The following is a 15,413-nucleotide window of genomic DNA, read 5'->3' on the forward strand; positions in this document are numbered from 1 at the left end:
GTGGCACCTTACCTATTCGGCTTCGGCGGTGGGGCCGGTGGAACCGGCCAGGGGCAGGACGTCGGCATCGAAACACGTACGGGCACCGGTGTGGCAGGCCGCCCCGACCTGGTCCACCTGAACGAGCACGGTGTCGGCGTCGCAGTCGAGGGCGACGGACTTCACGTGCTGGAAGTGGCCGGAAGTATCACCCTTCACCCAGTACTCCTGACGGCTGCGCGACCAGTACGTGCAGCGGCCGGTGGTCAGGGTGCGATGAAGGGCCTCGTCGTCCATCCAGCCGAGCATGAGCACCTCACCGGTGTCGTACTGCTGGGCGATGGCCGGGACCAGACCGTCCGCGGAGCGCTTGAGGCGGGCGGCGATGGCGGGATCGAGGGAGGACGTACTCATGGACGCCATTGTGCCGCGCCGGGGGGACGATCATGGATCCCTGTCCGCCTGATGAGCAGGCACGGGGCGGGTTCCAGCCGTAGGCTTGCCTCCATGTCTACCCATGCGAAGCGTGAACGACTGCTGCTGGCCGATCTGTTGGAGTCCGCGGGTCCGGAGGCGCCGACGCTGTGCGACGGCTGGCGGACGCGCGAGCTCGCCGCGCACGTGGTGGTCCGGGAGCGCCGCCCGGACGCGGCGGGCGGGCTTCTGCTGAACGTCCTGAAGACCCGCCTGGACAAGGCGATGGAGGAGTACGGGGCCAAGCCGTACGAGGAGCTCATCCAGCTGATCCGCACCGGGCCGCCGAAGATGTCGCTGTACTCGGTGAAGCAGATCGACGAAGTGACGAACGCGGTGGAGTTCTTCGTCCACTCCGAGGACGTCCGCCGCGCGCAGCCGGACTGGTCCCCGCGGACGCTGGACCCGGTCTTCTCCGACTCCTTGTGGGCCCGCCTGGAGAAATTGGCCCGCCTGACGGGCCGCCGCTCCCCGGTGGGCCTGGTCCTGCGCCGCCCGAACGGCCAGACGGCCGTGGCCCACAAGGGCGCGCCGGTGGTGACGGTGACCGGCGAGCCGGGCGAGCTGACGCTGTTCTGCTTCGGCCGCCAGGCCGCTGCCGCGGTGGAACTGGACGGCCCGAAGGAGGCCGTCGCGAAGCTCACGGTGGCGAAGCTGGGCATTTGACCCGCGCCCGAAGCCGGTAAGGCCCGCCGGGACCGAGCCGCGCGAGGGACGCCTCAAGAGGAAAGCGCCTCAGGCGAAGGCCAGCTCCGCGCGGCGGACCGCGGGGGCCGACGTCCCGACGATCGCACCGGCCATGCTCACCGCGGCGCCCGCCAGGAAGACCGGCGTGACCCCCCACAGGCCCGCCGCGAAGCCGAAGAGCGGATACGCCAGCGGCGCCAGCCCGACCGCCGTGAAGGCCATCACCGAGCTGACCCGGCCCAGGTACGAGGGATCCGTGGCCGTCTGGATGAGAGCGACCGCCAGGCCCCCGCAGATCCCGCAGACCAGCCCCGTCAGCACGGCCAGCGCGACCGCGACGGGCAGGCTCGGCGCCAGGACCAGCCCGCCGATGCCCGCCGAGCCGGCGATCAGGGTGAGGTTCTGGACCGCCCCGGCCCGGGGGAAGCGCGGAATCAGGGTCAGCAGCAGCGCGCTCGCCGCCGCGCCCACGCCCATCCCGCCGACGATCCAGCCGACCCCGCCCGGGCCCCAGCCCCGCTCCCCCGCGACCAGGATCAGCCCCAGCGTCATCGGCGCGGACGTGCCGAGCTGGCTCAGCGCCCCGGACAGGACCAGCGGCCCTATCAGCCCGTGCCGGCGGATGTACCCGAGACCCGACCTGAGCTGTCGCCAAGGCGTCTCGGCGGTCCCGGCGCCCCGGGGTGTCCCCGCCGAAGCCACGGATTCCGCAGGCGGGGAGATCCGTACCGCCACCAGCAGCACCAGCGACAGCCCGAACAGCGCCGAGGCCACCCCGAACGCCGTCGCCGGCCCGCCGAGGCCCATCGCCAGGCCCGCCACCGGCGGCCCGGCCGTGTGGCCGACGCGTTCGGCGACGCTGCGCAGCCCCTGGACCCGTACCAGCTGCCGCGGAGCCGCGATCCGCGGCGGCAGAGCCCCGACGGCCGGCATGAACAGCGCGTCCACGACGCCGAAGACCAGTGCGACCAGGACCAGCGCCCACAGGCCCGGGGAGGTGAGGGCCGCCAGCAGGGCCAGCGCCAGGATCACCGCGCAGCGCACGGCGTCCGAGGAGATGACGACCAGCCGCGGGCCGAAGCGGTCGGCGACGACCCCGCCGCCCAGCATGAGCAGTGCGCGCGGCACCGCGCCGACGGCCATGACCAGGCCGACCTCGGCCGGGCCGGCGCTCTGGGCCGCCGCCCAGCCGAGGGCGAGGAAGTAGACCCCGTCCCCGACGAGCGACGACCCGTAGGCGGCCAGCCAGCGCAGCACGTTGGCGTCCCGCCAGACGTTGCCGCCGCCGCGGTCTCCCCCGCCCTCACCCTTGCCTCTCCCGTTCAACCCGCCCCCAGGTGGAACCTCAGCGGACCGGGTGGCCCGCCTCGCGCAGCGCGTCCTTGACCTGACCGATGCGCAGGTCGCCGAAGTGGAACACCGACGCCGCGAGCACCGCGTCGGCGCCCGCCGCGATCGCCGGCGGGAAGTGCGCGAGCTTGCCCGCGCCGCCCGAGGCGATCACCGGGACCGTGACGTGCTTGCGCACGGCCGCGATCATCTCGGTGTCGTAGCCGTCCTTGGTACCGTCCGCGTCCATCGAGTTCAACAGGATTTCCCCGGCGCCCAGTTCGGCCGCCCGGTGGGCCCACTCGACGGCGTCGATGCCGGCGCTGCGCCGGCCGCCGTGGGTGGTCACCTCGAACGAGCCGGAGGCCGTGCGGCGCGCGTCCACGGACAGGACGAGCACCTGCCGGCCGAAGCGCTCGGCGATCTCCTGGATGAGCTCGGGCCGTGCGATGGCGGCGGTGTTCACGCCGACCTTGTCGGCGCCGGCCCGCAGCAGCTTGTCCACGTCGTCGGCGGTGCGTACGCCGCCGCCGACGGTCAGCGGGATGAAGACCTGCTCGGCGGTGCGGCGCACCACGTCGTAGGTCGTCTCCCGGTTCCCGGAGGACGCGGTGATGTCGAGGAAGGTCAGCTCGTCGGCGCCTTCGGCGTCGTAGAGCTTGGCCATCTCGACCGGGTCGCCGGCGTCGCGCAGGTTCTGGAAGTTGACGCCCTTGACGACCCGGCCGTTGTCGACGTCAAGACAGGGGATCACCCGTACGGCGAGGGTCATGCGGAGCCTCCCGCGACGGGGCCGAAGGCCTCGACCTCCACCTCGACGACCATGCTCGGGTCGACGAACCCGTTGACGATGATCAGCGTCGAGGCGGGGCGGATCTTGTCGAAGAGCTCCTTGTGGGCGCGGCCGACCTCGTCGACGTCCCGGGCGTGCGTGAGGTACAGCCGGGTGCGGACCACGTGCTCGGGGCCGAGCCCGGCCTGCTCCAGCGCCTTGAAGGCCACGCCCAAGGCCTTGACCGTCTGGTCGTACGGGCCGCCCGCGTCGGCTCCGGTGCAGCCGGAGACCAGGACCAGCCCGGTGGGGAGCTGCACGGCGCGCGAGTAGCCGAGGACGTCCTCGTACGCGCCGCCGGAGGAGATGCGCCGGATGCCGGAGCTCGTCGTGGAACTCGTCTCGGAACTCATGCGGAGACCACCTTCAGGGCTTCTTCGAGCGTGAACGCCTTGGCGTACAGGGCCTTGCCTACGATCGCGCCCTCGACGCCGGCCCCGACCAGGGCGGCCAGCGCGCGCAGGTCGTCGAGGGAGGAGATGCCGCCGGAGGCGACGACGGGCCGGTCGGTGGCGGCGCAGACGTTCTTCAGCAGCTCCAGGTTGGGGCCGGTGAGGGTGCCGTCCTTGCCGATGTCGGTGACGACGTACCGGGCGCAGCCCTCGGAGTCCAGGCGCGCGAGGGTCTCGTAGAGGTCCCCGCCCTCGCTGGTCCAGCCGCGGCCCTTGAGGGTCGTGCCGCGTACGTCGAGGCCGACCGCGATCTTGTCGCCGTGCTCGGCGATGGCCTTGGCGGCCCACTCGGGGGTCTCCAGGGCGGCGGTGCCGAGGTTGACGCGGGTGCAGCCGGTGGCGAGGGCCGCGGCGAGCGTGGCGTCGTCGCGGATGCCGCCGGACAGCTCGACCTTGATGTCCATGGCGCCGGTGATCTCGGCGACGAGCGCGCGGTTGTCACCGGTGCCGAAGGCGGCGTCGAGGTCGACCAGGTGCAGCCATTCGGCGCCGGAGGCCTGCCAGGCGAGGGCGGCCTGGAGCGGGGAGCCGTAAGAGGTCTCGCTGCCGGACACGCCGTGGACGAGGCGTACGGCCTGGCCGTCGCGGACGTCGACCGCGGGGAGCAGCTCGAGCTTCTTCGAGGTCGTCATCACAGGGTCTCGATCCAGTTGGTGAGGAGCTGGGCGCCGGCGTCCCCGGACTTCTCGGGGTGGAACTGGGTGGCCCACAGGGCGCCGTTCTCCACTGCCGCGACGAACCGCTCGCCGTGCGTGGCCCAGGTGACCTTGGGGGCGCGGATCAGCGGGTTGGTGACTTCCAGCGACCAGTCGTGGGCCGCGTAGGAGTGCACGAAGTAGAAGCGGGCGTCGTCGTCCAGGCCGGCGAAGGCCTGGCTGTCGGCCGGTGCCTCGACGGTGTTCCAGCCCATGTGGGGGACGATCGGGGCCTTGAGCGGGCCGACCGTGCCGGGCCATTCGTCGAGCCCCTCGGTCTCCACGCCGTGCTCGATGCCGCGCTCGAAGAGGATCTGCATGCCGACGCAGATGCCCATGACCGGGCGGCCGCCGGAGAGCCGGCGGCCGATGATCCAGTCGCCGCGGGCGTCCTTGAGGCCCTTCATGCAGGCCGAGAAGGCGCCGACACCGGGGACGAGGAGTCCGTCGGCGTCCATGGCCTTGTCGTAGTCGCGGGTGATCTCCACGTCCGCGCCGGCGCGCGCGAGGGCGCGCTCCGCGGAGCGGACGTTGCCGAAGCCGTAGTCGAAGACGACGACCTTCTTGGTGGGGCTGGCTGCGCTCATTCCCAAATTCCCTGGATCCGCAGGACTCCGGCGACGAGACACATCACGGAGCCGATGGCGAGAAGGACGATGACCGACTTGGGCATCTGCTGCTTTTGGAAGGAGTAGACGCCGCCGGCCAGGAAGAGGCCGAGGACGATCAGGATCGTGTTGAGCCCGTTCACGCTAGAGGGCGCCCTTCGTGGAAGGCAGGATCCCTGCCGCGCGCGTGTCGAACTCGGCGGCGTAGCGCAGGGCCCGGGCCAGCGCCTTGAACTGGCACTCCACGATGTGGTGGGCGTTGCGCCCGTACGGGACGTGGACGTGCAGGGCGATCTGGGCCTGCGCGACGAAGGACTCGAAGATGTGCCGGGTCATCGTCGTGTCGTACGAGCCGATCATCGGCGCCATGTTCTCGGGCTCGGTGTGCACGAGGTAGGGGCGGCCGGACAGGTCGACGGTCACCTGGGCGAGGGACTCGTCGAGCGGCACGGTGCAGTTGCCGAAGCGGTAGATGCCCACCTTGTCGCCGAGGGCCTGCTTGAAGGCGGCGCCGAGCGCGAGCGCGCTGTCCTCGATGGTGTGGTGGCTGTCGATGTGCAGGTCGCCCTCGGTCTTGACCGTGAGGTCGAAGAGGCCGTGGCGGCCGAGCTGGTCGAGCATGTGGTCGTAGAAGCCCACGCCCGTCGAGACGTCGACCTTGCCGGTGCCGTCGAGGTTTATCTCGACGAGGACCGAGGTCTCCTTCGTCGTCCGTTCGACCCGTCCGATGCGGCTCATGCGTGCTGCTCCTTCTTCAGTGCGCGAACCGCTTCCAGGAACGCGTCGTTCTCGGCCGGGGTGCCGGCGGTGACCCGCAGCCAGCCCGGTACGCCGTTGTCCCGGACCAGGACGCCCTGGTCGAGGATCTTCTGCCAAGCGGTGTGGGAGTCCTCGAACCGGCCGAACTGCACGAAGTTCGAGTCGGACTCGGTGACCTCGAAGCCGATGCCCCGCAGCTCGGCGACCAGGCGGTCCCGCTCGGCCTTGAGCTGCTCGACGTAGCCGAGCAGGGTGTCGGTGTACTCCAGGGCGGCCAGCGCGGTCGCCTGGGTGACGGCCGACAGGTGGTACGGCAGGCGTACGAGCTGTACGGCGTCGACCACGGCCGGGTGCGCGGCCAGGTAGCCCAGGCGCAGGCCGGCCGCGCCGAAGGCCTTGGACATGGTCCGGGAGACCACCAGGTTCGGGCGGCCCTCGATCAGCGGGAGCAGCGAGTCCCGGTGGCTGAACTCCACGTAGGCCTCGTCGACGACGACCAGGGAGGGCCCGGCCGCCTGCGCGGCCTCGTAGAGGGCCAGGACCGTCTCCGCCCCGACCGCGGTACCCGTGGGGTTGTTGGGCGAGGTGATGAAGACGACGTTGGGCTTGTGGGCGGCGATCGCCTGCTCGGCGGCCTCCACATCGATGGTGAAGTCCTCGCGGCGCGGACCGGAGATCCACTCCGTCCCGGTGCCGCGCGCGATCAGCGCGTGCATCGAGTACGAGGGCTCGAAGCCGATCGCGGTGCGCCCGGGCCCGCCGAAGGTCTGCAGCAGCTGCTGCAGGACCTCGTTGGAGCCGTTGGCGGCCCATACGTTCTCCCGCGCGACCGGGTGCTTGCCGGTACGGGTGAGGTAGGCGGCCAGCTCGGTGCGCAGCTCGACCGCGTCGCGGTCGGGGTAGCGGTTGAGGGTGCGGGCGGCCTCGGAGACGCGCTCGGCGATGCGCGCGACGAGCCCTTCGGGGAGCCCGTACGGGTTCTCGTTGGTGTTCAGCTGGACGGGCACCTCCAGCTGCGGGGCGCCGTACGGGGTCTTGCCGCGCAGCTCGTCCCGGATGGGGAGGTCGTCGATGCCGATGCCGTCGGCGGCGGCGGCGGAGCTCATGCTGCCGCTCATGACTGAGGGACCTTCCATCCGAAGCGCGCCTTGAGGGCGGCGCCGTGCGCGGGCAGGTCCTCGGCTTCGGCCAGCGTCACCACGTGGTGGGTGACCTCGGCGAGGGCGTCGCGCGTGTAGTCGACGATGTGGATGCCGCGCAGGAAGGACTGCACGGACAGGCCGGAGGAGTGGCAGGCGCAGCCGCCGGTGGGCAGCACGTGGTTGGAGCCGGCGCAGTAGTCGCCGAGCGAGACCGGGGACCACGGCCCGACGAAGATCGCGCCGGCGTTGCGGACGCGGGCGGCCCAGGCGGCAGCGTCGGCCGTCTGGATCTCCAGGTGCTCGGCGCCGTACGCGTCGACGACCTTGAGGCCGTCCTCCAGGGAATCGACCAGCACGATCGCGGACTGGCGGCCGGCCAGCGCGGGCTTGATCCGGTCGTCGACGTGCTTGGAGGCCGCGACCTGCGGCTCCAGCTCCCTCTCGACGGCCGCCGCGAGCTCCTCGGAGTCCGTCACCAGTACGGCGGCGGCCAGCGGGTCGTGCTCGGCCTGGCTGATCAGGTCGGCGGCGACGTGGACCGGGTCGGCCGTGGAGTCCGCGAGGACCGCGATCTCCGTCGGGCCGGCCTCGGTGTCGATGCCGATCTTGCCGGTGAAGTAGCGCTTGGCCGCGGCGACCCAGATGTTGCCGGGGCCGGTCACCATGTTGGAGGGCAGGCACTCCTCGGTCCCGTACGCGAACATCGCGACGGCCTGGGCCCCGCCGGCCGCGTACACCTCGTCGACGCCGAGCAGCGCGCACGCGGCGAGGATCGTCGGGTGCGGCAGGCCGTCGAATTCCTTCTGCGGCGGGGACGCCAGCGCGATGGATCCGACGCCCGCCTCCTGGGCCGGTACGACGTTCATGACGACGGAGGACGGGTACACCGAGCGGCCGCCCGGGGCGTACAGCCCCACGCGCTCCACCGGAACCCACTTCTCGGTCACCGTGCCGCCGGGGACCACCTGGGTGGTGTGCTCGGTGCGGCGCTGGTTGCGGTGCACGATCCGGGCGCGCCGGATCGACTCCTCGAGGGCGGCGCGGACAGCCGGGTCGAGCTCGTCGAGGGCGGTCTTGAGGGCCTCCGCGGGCACCCTGACCTGCTCGAGCTTCACCCCGTCGAACTTCTGCGCGTACTCGATCAGCGCCGCCGTCCCACGATGATGGACGTCCTCGCAGATGGGCCGCACCTTCTCCAGGGCGGCTTCCACGTCGAACTCGGCACGGGGCAGCAGATCGCGCAGGGCGCCACCCTCGGGGAGGGCGTCACCGCGCAGGTCGATACGAGAGATCACCTGCCAATTCTCTCAGACCGCCTCGCGCGACCGTTCGCCTGTATCACTGGCTGATACACGCCCCGGACGTTCCCGGATGCCACAGAGGCCGTTTAGCGTTCGTACTACACGCGGTGGCATCCGCCGTGACAGCGGAGGGGGACCGCCATGGCCGAAGCACGCGCGGGCGAGGAACCGGCCGATCTCACCGATCCCGAACGGCGCATGTGGAGCGCCTACCGCACGGGCAGCGTCTGCGACCTCAGCGCCCGCGCCGCGAACCGCGACGATCCGCACGGCGACACGGTCTGGGGGCCCGAGCGCAGCGTCCGCGCGCAGGTCGTGGCGCTGCTGCTGCTCCACGGGCCGGCCCCGGTGCCGGGCCGGGTGGCCTCGCTGAAACTGCGCGGCGTGCGGATCACCGGCCGCCTCGACCTCTCCGGGGGCACGGTCTCCCCGTACATGGAGCTCCAGTCCTGCCGCTTCGACGGCGAGATCCAGCTCTCCGAGACCCGCTTCGGAACCCTGCGCCTGGTGAACTGCGCGATACCCCGGCTCGACGCGGCCCGCCTGCACACCGAGGGTGACCTGCACCTGCCGCGCTGCCGGGTGGCGCGGGGCATCCGGCTGACCGACGCGCAGATCGGCACGGACCTGCTGATCAGCGAGGCGGTGGTGCAGCGCGACAGCAAGGGGCGGGCCGTGGCCGCCGACGGGCTGTCGGTCGCGCAGGACTTCCAGGGGGAGCTGCTGCAGACGTACGGGGAGGTGAGCCTGCGCGGCGCCAAGGTCGGCGTGTCGATGAACCTGCGCGGGGCCCGCCTGCGCAACCCGTACGGGCGGCGCGCGCTCAACGCCCCGCAGCTGACCGTCGAGCGCACGCTGTACCTGACCTCGATCGCGCTGGACTACGCGCAGGGCGACTCCGACTCCTCCACTCCCCCGTACGGCTTCGGCCGGACCCCCGCCCGGGGCCAGCGGGCGCAGCGCTTCGAGTGCCGGGGCGGCCTGCGCCTGGACGACGGCCGCTTCGGCGACGCCGTCGACTTCTACGGGGCGAGGTTCACCCTCACGGACGACCAGGAGGTCTCGCTGCGCCGGATCCACACCCCGGAGCTGCGGTTCGTGGGCGAGCGGCCGGAGCTGGGGCGGGTGGTGCTGTCGGGGGCCCGGGTGGTCAAACTCGTCGACACCTCCGCGAGCTGGCCCGGCCCGGGCCGGGTCTCGATGGAGGGTTTCGGCTACGAGAGCCTCGCGCCCCGGGGTCATTTCCCACTGGCACGCCGACTGGAGTGGGTCGAGGCGGCCACCCCGGAGTACTCCCCCGAACCGTACGAGCGCCTCGCCGCCGTGCTGCGCGCCTCGGGGGAGGACGCGGACGCCCGGGAGGTGCTGCTGGCCAAGCAGCGCCGGCGGCGCACGACGCTGCCCCCGGCGCTGCGCGCCTGGGGCTACCTCCAGGACTGGACGGTGGTCTACGGCTACCGGCCGGGGCGGGCGGCGCTGTGGATGGCCGTCCTGTGGGCGGCGGGGGCCGTGCTCTTCCACCTGCACGGCGAGCCCGACCCGATCAAGGCGGAGGAGCATCCGGTCTGGAACCCCTCGCTGTACGCCCTGGACCTGCTGCTTCCGGTGATCGACCTCGGCCAGCAGGACCAGTGGAAGCTGACGGGCGGCTGGCAGTGGGGCGTGGCGGGGCTGGTCGTCGTGGGCTGGATCCTGGCCACGACGGTGGCGGCGGGCGCGTCCCGGCTGCTGAGGCGGGGGTGACGGTCGGGGGTGACGTCGGGGGTGTCCCAGGGATCAGGCCGGGCCCGCTCTGATCCCTGGGACACCCCCGAGCGCCGCGGCCACTACCCTGTGCCACGTGACCACCGTTCGCCTGCCACTCTTCCCGCTGAACTCGGTGCTGTTCCCGGGACTCGTCCTCCCGCTGAACATCTTCGAGGAGCGTTATCGCGCCATGATGCGCGAGCTGCTGACAGCGGGCGAGGACGAGCCGCGCCGTTTCGCGGTCGTCGCGATCCGCGACGGCCGGGAGGTCGCCCCGACCGCGCCCGGTCTGCCGGACCAGACGTCCCTGCCCGAGCGCGGCCCGGCCGCGGGCTTCGGCGCGGACCCGGTCCAGGCCTTCCACCGGGTGGGCTGCATCGCGGACGCGGCCTCGATCCGGGAACGCGAGGACGGCAGCTTCGAGGTGATGGCGACCGGCACGGTCCGGGTCCGCCTGCTGTCGGTCGACGCCTCCGGTCCGTTCCTGGTGGCGGAGCTGGAGGAGCTCCCGGAGGACGCGGGCGACGGCGCGGGCGCACTGGCCGAGGGCGTGCTGCGGGCGTTCCGGAACTATCAAAAGCGCCTGGCGGGGGCCCGCGAGCGGTCCCTGACCAGCATGGACCTGCCCGACGAGCCGTCCGTGGTCTCGTACCTGGTCGCGGCGGCGGCGGTGCTGGACATCCCGGCGAAGCAGCGCCTGCTCCAGGCCCCGGACACGGCGACCCGCCTCGCGGAGGAGCTGAAGCTGCTGCGCGCGGAGACGGCGGTGATCCGCCATCTCCCGTCGCTCCCGGCCGTGGACCTGACCCGCGCCCCGACGAGCCCGAACTGACGGAGTACCGATGGCGAGGAAGAAGCCGGCGGGCACCCCGGCGATCGTGGCCCTGACGGCGGCCGGCGCCGATTTCACCGTCCACGCCTACGACCACGACCCGGCGCACCCGTCCTACGGCGAGGAGGCCGCGCAGGCCCTCGGGGTCTCGGCCTCGCGGGTCTTCAAGACGCTGCTGGCCGATGTGGACGGCTCGCTCGTGGTGGCGGTGGTGCCGGTCTCGGGCAGCCTCGACCTGAAGGCCCTGGCCTCCGCCGTCGGCGGCAAGCGGGCGGCGATGGCCGACCCGGCCCTGGCGGAGCGCACCACGGGCTACGTGCTGGGCGGGATCTCCCCGCTGGGCCAGCGCAAGCGGCTGCGCACGGTCCTGGACGCCTCGGCCGCGGAGTTCCCGACGATCTGTGTGTCGGCGGGCCGGCGCGGCCTGGAGGTCGAACTCGCGCCCTCGGACCTCACCGGCCTGACGGCGGCCTCGCTGGCCCCGATCGCCCGCGTGTAGGAACCCGGGTCCATCGGGTCAGGGGCGCGGGGGCTCCTCGGCGGACGGGTCCGCCGCCGGGGCCGGGAAGCCGGGTCCGGAGCTCGTGGCGGAGCCCGTGGCGTCGGGCGCGGTCCCGGGCGCGGCGTAGTACCCCGCGGCGGGCCAGGCCGGCGCCGGCGCCGGGTCGCGCGGGCCCCACAGGGCCGTCAGCGCCAGGTGGACGATCACCGCGGCCATCGGCCAGACGAGCAGCGTCCCGTGCGCCATCAGTTCCAGCGGGGCGTCGAAGGGGACTCCCTTGCCCGCCCGCCGGGCGACCGCCGCCAGGTCCGAGGAGGGGCCCAGCCACAAGCCGACCCGCCAGCCCACCAGCGCGGCGAAGGCGGACCCGACCACGAGCCCGACCACCTGCGGGACTCCCCCCGCCCTGCGCCACAGGAAGACCGCCACGGCGCTCAGTACGCCGAGACCGGCCGACAGCAGGAAGAACGTTCCGTCCGCCCCTATGCGGGCCTCGCTCTCGGTGTTCCGCAGGAACACCGCCTCGCCGTTCGAGACGTACTGCACGCGCGGCGCCAGCCACGCCCACAGCACCCCGAGCAGCACACCGGCCACGCCCACGACGAGGGTGATGGCGGCGCCGTCACGGACGTCGGCCGGGGAGACGACGGGCTCGGGCGAAGGCTCGGGGAAAGGCGAGGGCGACGGCAGCGGCGGCTGGTCGGCCTTGTCATAAGGGGTCACGGCTTCGGTCACCCCCACATCGTGCCAGTTCTCGAACGCGTGGGGGCCGGGCGCCCCCGGCGTCAGCGGACCGCCGCCCGCCGGTACGCCCAGGTTGCCACGGCCAGGGACAGTACGCCGACCGCCGCGCACACGCCGAGGTCGAGGAGGACCGCCGCCCAGTCCGGGTGCGGTTCGAAGGTGCGGGCGAAGGCCTCCACGCCGTATGTGGACGGCAGCAGGTCCCGCGCCCACACGATGACGTCCGGCATCCGCTCGGGCGGCAGTACGCCCAGCAGCAGCGCGGCGGACATGCCGAGCTGTCCGGCGAGCGTGGCCAGCTCCTGCCTCGGCGCGAGCAGTCCCAGCGCCGCGCCGAGACCGGCGAGCGCGGCCCCGGCCAGCGGCACGACGGCCGCCAGGATCCACAGTCCGCTCATGGGCAGCCCGAACAGCACGCACCCGAAGGCGGCCGTGACCAGCGTGCCGGGCAGCGTGAAGGAGGCGTACGCGGCCGCCGCGCCCAGCACGACCGACGCGGGCGGCACCGGCAGGGTGGCGTAGTGGTCGAGCCCGCCGCTCGCCCTGAGCTGTCCGAAGTACTGCGCGAGCAGGTTCAGCGCGACGAAGGCGACGACCAGCACGGAGGAGCCGGCGACGACGGCCCGCGCCTCGGAGCCCCCGTCGACCACTCCCCGCATCAGGATCATGATCCCGACGGACTGGAAGGTGGCCACGAAGAGAAGCGGGATCCGCGAGACCCGGGCCCGGGACAGCTGCGCCCGGTAGACGGCGGCGAGGGCCGGGAAGAACCGGGCGCGCGGAGCCAGTACGCCCACGGCGGCGGCCGCGCCGGCGGCCGTGGCCGTGGCCGTGGCCGGGGCAGCGCCCGTGGCAGTGGAGCTCACGCCTTCACCAGTCCCTTCGACGTACGCCCGCCCAGTGCGAGGTACACGTCCTCCAGGCTCGGCGTCGCCAGCGTGAAGTCGTCGAGGGCGGCGAAGGCCGGGCCGCCGGTCACGGCGGCCACCGCCGTCCGCGCCTCGTCCGGTCCGAGCCGCAGCACCCAGCGCCGCCCCGATCCGGTGGCCGACGCGGCCAGCGCGGCGACCTCGGGGATCTCCAGCGGCGGCGCGGTGCGCCAGACGAGTTCCAGGCGGACCTCGCCGGAGACCTCGGCCTTGAGCCCGGCCGGGGTGTCGCAGGCGATGACCCGGCCCTGGTCGATGACGGCGACCCGGTCGAGGACGGTCTCGGCCTCGATGACGTTGTGGGTGACCAGCAGCACGGTGGCCCCGGTCTCGGCGCGGCGGCGGTCGACGGCGGTCCAGACGGCCCGCCGGGCCACCGGGTCCATGCCGGTCGTGGGCTCGTCGAGGACGAGCACGGGCCGCTCCCCCACCAGCGCGGCGGCGAAGCACGCGAGGCGCCGCTGTCCGCCGGAGAGCTTCTTCAGGGGCCGCCCGGCGATCTCGGTCAGTCCGAGCTCCTCCAGTACGCAGTCCCGTGCGGCCCGCGCGGCCCGCAGGCCCAGTCCGCGCAGCCGGCCCGTGGTCTCGGCGGCCAGCGACACCGTGAGCTCGTCGAGTGCGGTGGACTCCTGTCCGAGGTAGGACAGCAGCCGGGCCGCCCGCTCGGGGTGGCGTACGAGGTCGTGGCCGAGCAGGGTCACCGAGCCCGAGTCCGGCCGCATCAGCCCGGTGAGCTGGCGGACCAGGGTGGACTTGCCGGCGCCGTTGGGGCCGAGCAGGCCGAAAATCTCGCCGCGCCGCACGTCCAGGGAGATCCCGTCGGTCGCGCGGGTCTCGGGCAGAGAGGGGGCCCCGCGCCGTCCCCGGACCGCGGGGTACGTCTTGACCAGGTCACGCACCGCGCAGACCACGTCGGGGGCCGCTCCCGCGGCCGCTGCCGTGCCCGTATCAGCTTGTGCTGTGCCCGTACTCACGAGGGAGCAGCCTACGGGGTTCCGGCTCCTACTCGGCTGCCGGGGCCGTCGGGGCCACCCCGGCCGGGGCCGTCGGGGCCGCGGAGGGCGCCGGGACATGGGCGGAAGCCGCACCGGAGGCGGCCACGTGTTCGGCGGCCGCCCGCACGTCGATCTCGCGCCAGAAACCGGCCCGGATGGCGTAGCGGTCGTGCTCGTCGATCTGGTCGTCCTTGTGGGCGAGGAGCCCGAACCGGGCGGCGTAGCGCAGCAGCTCCCCGTCGATCCGGTGCGGGATCCGCGGGTACATCGTGGCGAGCTTCTGCAGGTGCACGGTCTCCGGGAGGCGTTCCATCCAGCGCCGGGCGAACACCTGGCCGACCTCGAACGGGTCGCCGCCGACGGTGGTGATGTCCTCCTCGCGGTCCGCCCAGCGCTGCTCGGCGGAGGTGAGCTGGGCGAGGGTGGGCAGCGAGGCGGTCTCGGCGGGCTCGCCGAGCGGCCCGGCACGGTCGATCCAGCCCTTGTCGGAGGACCAGCGCAGGGCGCTGCCGGCCGGGGCGGACCCGAGGGCCTGGGCCGCCGTGGGCGCGGGCCCGGTGGCGCCGGGGGCGCGCAGGGCGCCGGCGAGGTCCTTCGGGGTCGGGACGGTCTTGCCGTTGGCGGCGGCGGGCGATGCCGCGGCGGGTACGCCGCCCTCCTCGGGCTCCACGGGCGCCGGGGGGCGGTTTCCGTTGCCGTTGCCGCGCGCGGCCTCGGCGAGCGCGGCCTCGGGCAGCGGGGCGGAGAGGATGGCGGCGATCTCGGGGCGCGGGGCCGGCGGCGGGGCGCACAGTCCGGTGAGGTCGCGGGCGCGGACGGCGCGGGTGATCCAGGTGCGGTCCAGGACGCGGCGTTCGTCGGCTTCGGCGACGAGGTCCTCGGACTGGTTGTAGTCGCCGTCGGCGGCCTGGACGGCCCACAGGTGGACGGCGACCCCGTGCTCCTTGGCGGACATCAGCCCGGGCAGCAGGTCTCCGTCGCCCGTGACGAGTACGACGTCCGAGCAGGCGCGGTTGCGGGCGAGCTCGGTGAGCTCCGCGTGCATGGCCGCGTCGACGCCCTTCTGGGCCCAGCGGCCGTCGCTTCGGGTCAGGGCGCCGAGCCGGACGGTGACGCGGGGCATGACGCGCAGCCGGCGGTGTTCGGGCTGGGGCACCCGGTCGGGTGCCCCGTCGAACCAGTAGATCCGCAGGAGCGGCTGCTCGGTGTCGGCCTCGGCGCGCTCGCGCAGGCCCTGGATGAGGGCGGCATGGTCGACGGTGATCCGGGAGCGCGAGGGCTCCCCCGCGAGGAGGCTCGCGGCGGCGCCCAGCAGATAGCCGGCGTCCACCAGGACGACGCAGCGGTCCACGCGTACCACCCTCTTCCCTGGGGGTCCTCTGGTGTGTTTCTCGGCGAGTCCCCCGA

The 15,413-nt window shown here is 73.3% G+C and carries 18 protein-coding genes; 4 read left to right on the forward strand and 14 right to left on the reverse strand.

Annotation, left to right across the window (positions count from 1 at the left end; translation table 11 throughout):
* Window positions 1–12: 12 nt before the first annotated feature.
* The gene (gene hisI / locus J7F03_RS15280) at window positions 13–402 is read right to left on the reverse strand and encodes a phosphoribosyl-AMP cyclohydrolase (protein WP_214949767.1); all 390 of its coding nucleotides are present in this window, start codon (window positions 400–402) and stop codon (window positions 13–15) included.
* A gap of 84 nt (window positions 403–486) precedes the next feature.
* Between hisI and J7F03_RS15285 the strand changes: the two genes are divergently transcribed.
* Window positions 487–1,119: a TIGR03085 family metal-binding protein gene (locus J7F03_RS15285; protein ID WP_214949769.1), complete on the forward strand. Its 633-nt coding sequence runs from the start codon at window positions 487–489 to the stop codon at window positions 1,117–1,119.
* A 69-nt stretch (window positions 1,120–1,188) separates the two neighbouring features.
* Here J7F03_RS15285 and J7F03_RS15290 read toward each other — a convergent pair whose 3' ends face one another.
* Genes J7F03_RS15290 through hisD form a run of 9 tightly spaced genes read right to left on the reverse strand, consistent with a single transcriptional unit; the run spans window position 1,189 to window position 8,252 of the window.
* Window positions 1,189–2,466, reverse strand: a complete 1,278-nt coding sequence (locus tag J7F03_RS15290) for an MFS transporter (RefSeq protein ID WP_214949771.1) — start codon at window positions 2,464–2,466, stop codon at window positions 1,189–1,191.
* A gap of 19 nt (window positions 2,467–2,485) precedes the next feature.
* On the reverse strand, window positions 2,486–3,241 hold the full coding sequence (gene hisF, locus J7F03_RS15295; protein ID WP_214949773.1) for an imidazole glycerol phosphate synthase subunit HisF: 756 nt from the start codon (window positions 3,239–3,241) through the stop codon (window positions 2,486–2,488).
* Complete coding sequence (locus J7F03_RS15300; protein ID WP_214949774.1) at window positions 3,238–3,654, reverse strand: RidA family protein; 417 nt, start codon at window positions 3,652–3,654, stop codon at window positions 3,238–3,240. Before J7F03_RS15300 ends, hisF begins: the two co-directional genes overlap by 4 nt.
* On the reverse strand, window positions 3,651–4,385 hold the full coding sequence (priA, locus tag J7F03_RS15305) for a bifunctional 1-(5-phosphoribosyl)-5-((5-phosphoribosylamino)methylideneamino)imidazole-4-carboxamide isomerase/phosphoribosylanthranilate isomerase PriA (RefSeq protein ID WP_214949775.1): 735 nt from the start codon (window positions 4,383–4,385) through the stop codon (window positions 3,651–3,653). Before priA ends, J7F03_RS15300 begins: the two co-directional genes overlap by 4 nt.
* Window positions 4,385–5,035: an imidazole glycerol phosphate synthase subunit HisH gene (hisH, locus tag J7F03_RS15310; RefSeq protein WP_214949776.1), complete on the reverse strand. Its 651-nt coding sequence runs from the start codon at window positions 5,033–5,035 to the stop codon at window positions 4,385–4,387. The genes priA and hisH overlap by 1 nt, the downstream gene beginning before the upstream one ends.
* On the reverse strand, window positions 5,032–5,199 hold the full coding sequence (locus J7F03_RS15315) for a hypothetical protein (protein ID WP_214949777.1): 168 nt from the start codon (window positions 5,197–5,199) through the stop codon (window positions 5,032–5,034). Before J7F03_RS15315 ends, hisH begins: the two co-directional genes overlap by 4 nt.
* Before the next feature lies 1 nt (window position 5,200).
* Complete coding sequence (gene hisB / locus J7F03_RS15320) at window positions 5,201–5,794, reverse strand: imidazoleglycerol-phosphate dehydratase HisB (RefSeq protein WP_214949778.1); 594 nt, start codon at window positions 5,792–5,794, stop codon at window positions 5,201–5,203.
* Complete coding sequence (locus tag J7F03_RS15325; protein ID WP_251071964.1) at window positions 5,791–6,933, reverse strand: histidinol-phosphate transaminase; 1,143 nt, start codon at window positions 6,931–6,933, stop codon at window positions 5,791–5,793. Before J7F03_RS15325 ends, hisB begins: the two co-directional genes overlap by 4 nt.
* Complete coding sequence (hisD, locus tag J7F03_RS15330) at window positions 6,930–8,252, reverse strand: histidinol dehydrogenase (RefSeq protein WP_214949779.1); 1,323 nt, start codon at window positions 8,250–8,252, stop codon at window positions 6,930–6,932. Before hisD ends, J7F03_RS15325 begins: the two co-directional genes overlap by 4 nt.
* 147 nt (window positions 8,253–8,399) lie before the next feature.
* Between hisD and J7F03_RS15335 the strand changes: the two genes are divergently transcribed.
* The 3 genes from J7F03_RS15335 to ybaK all read left to right on the forward strand — a co-directional run bounded on the left by J7F03_RS15335 (window position 8,400) and on the right by ybaK (window position 11,335).
* A complete protein-coding gene (locus J7F03_RS15335) occupies window positions 8,400–10,001 on the forward strand; it encodes an oxidoreductase (RefSeq protein WP_214949782.1) in 1,602 nt (533 codons plus the stop codon).
* Between the two features lie 97 nt (window positions 10,002–10,098).
* A complete protein-coding gene (locus J7F03_RS15340; RefSeq protein ID WP_214949784.1) occupies window positions 10,099–10,836 on the forward strand; it encodes an LON peptidase substrate-binding domain-containing protein in 738 nt (245 codons plus the stop codon).
* Window positions 10,837–10,846: 10 nt separating this feature from the next.
* Window positions 10,847–11,335 (forward strand): Cys-tRNA(Pro) deacylase, encoded by a 489-nt coding sequence (gene ybaK / locus J7F03_RS15345; protein WP_214949786.1) that lies wholly within the window; start codon window positions 10,847–10,849, stop codon window positions 11,333–11,335.
* Between the two features lie 18 nt (window positions 11,336–11,353).
* Here the strand turns inward: ybaK and J7F03_RS15350 are convergent, their stop codons facing one another.
* From J7F03_RS15350 to J7F03_RS15365, 4 genes are read right to left on the reverse strand one after another with little or no spacing between them, the layout of a single operon-like run.
* Window positions 11,354–12,073: a hypothetical protein gene (locus J7F03_RS15350; protein ID WP_308379556.1), complete on the reverse strand. Its 720-nt coding sequence runs from the start codon at window positions 12,071–12,073 to the stop codon at window positions 11,354–11,356.
* 50 nt (window positions 12,074–12,123) lie between these two features.
* Complete coding sequence (locus tag J7F03_RS15355; RefSeq protein WP_214949788.1) at window positions 12,124–12,948, reverse strand: ABC transporter permease; 825 nt, start codon at window positions 12,946–12,948, stop codon at window positions 12,124–12,126.
* Window positions 12,945–13,985: an ABC transporter ATP-binding protein gene (locus tag J7F03_RS15360; protein ID WP_214949790.1), complete on the reverse strand. Its 1,041-nt coding sequence runs from the start codon at window positions 13,983–13,985 to the stop codon at window positions 12,945–12,947. The genes J7F03_RS15355 and J7F03_RS15360 overlap by 4 nt, the downstream gene beginning before the upstream one ends.
* 28 nt (window positions 13,986–14,013) lie before the next feature.
* A complete protein-coding gene (locus J7F03_RS15365) occupies window positions 14,014–15,366 on the reverse strand; it encodes an NYN domain-containing protein (RefSeq protein WP_308379558.1) in 1,353 nt (450 codons plus the stop codon).
* Window positions 15,367–15,413: the final 47 nt, after the last annotated feature.

This window comes from Streptomyces sp. ISL-43 (genome assembly GCF_018614195.1).
In the GTDB taxonomy this organism is placed as follows: Bacteria; Actinomycetota; Actinomycetes; order Streptomycetales; family Streptomycetaceae; genus Streptomyces.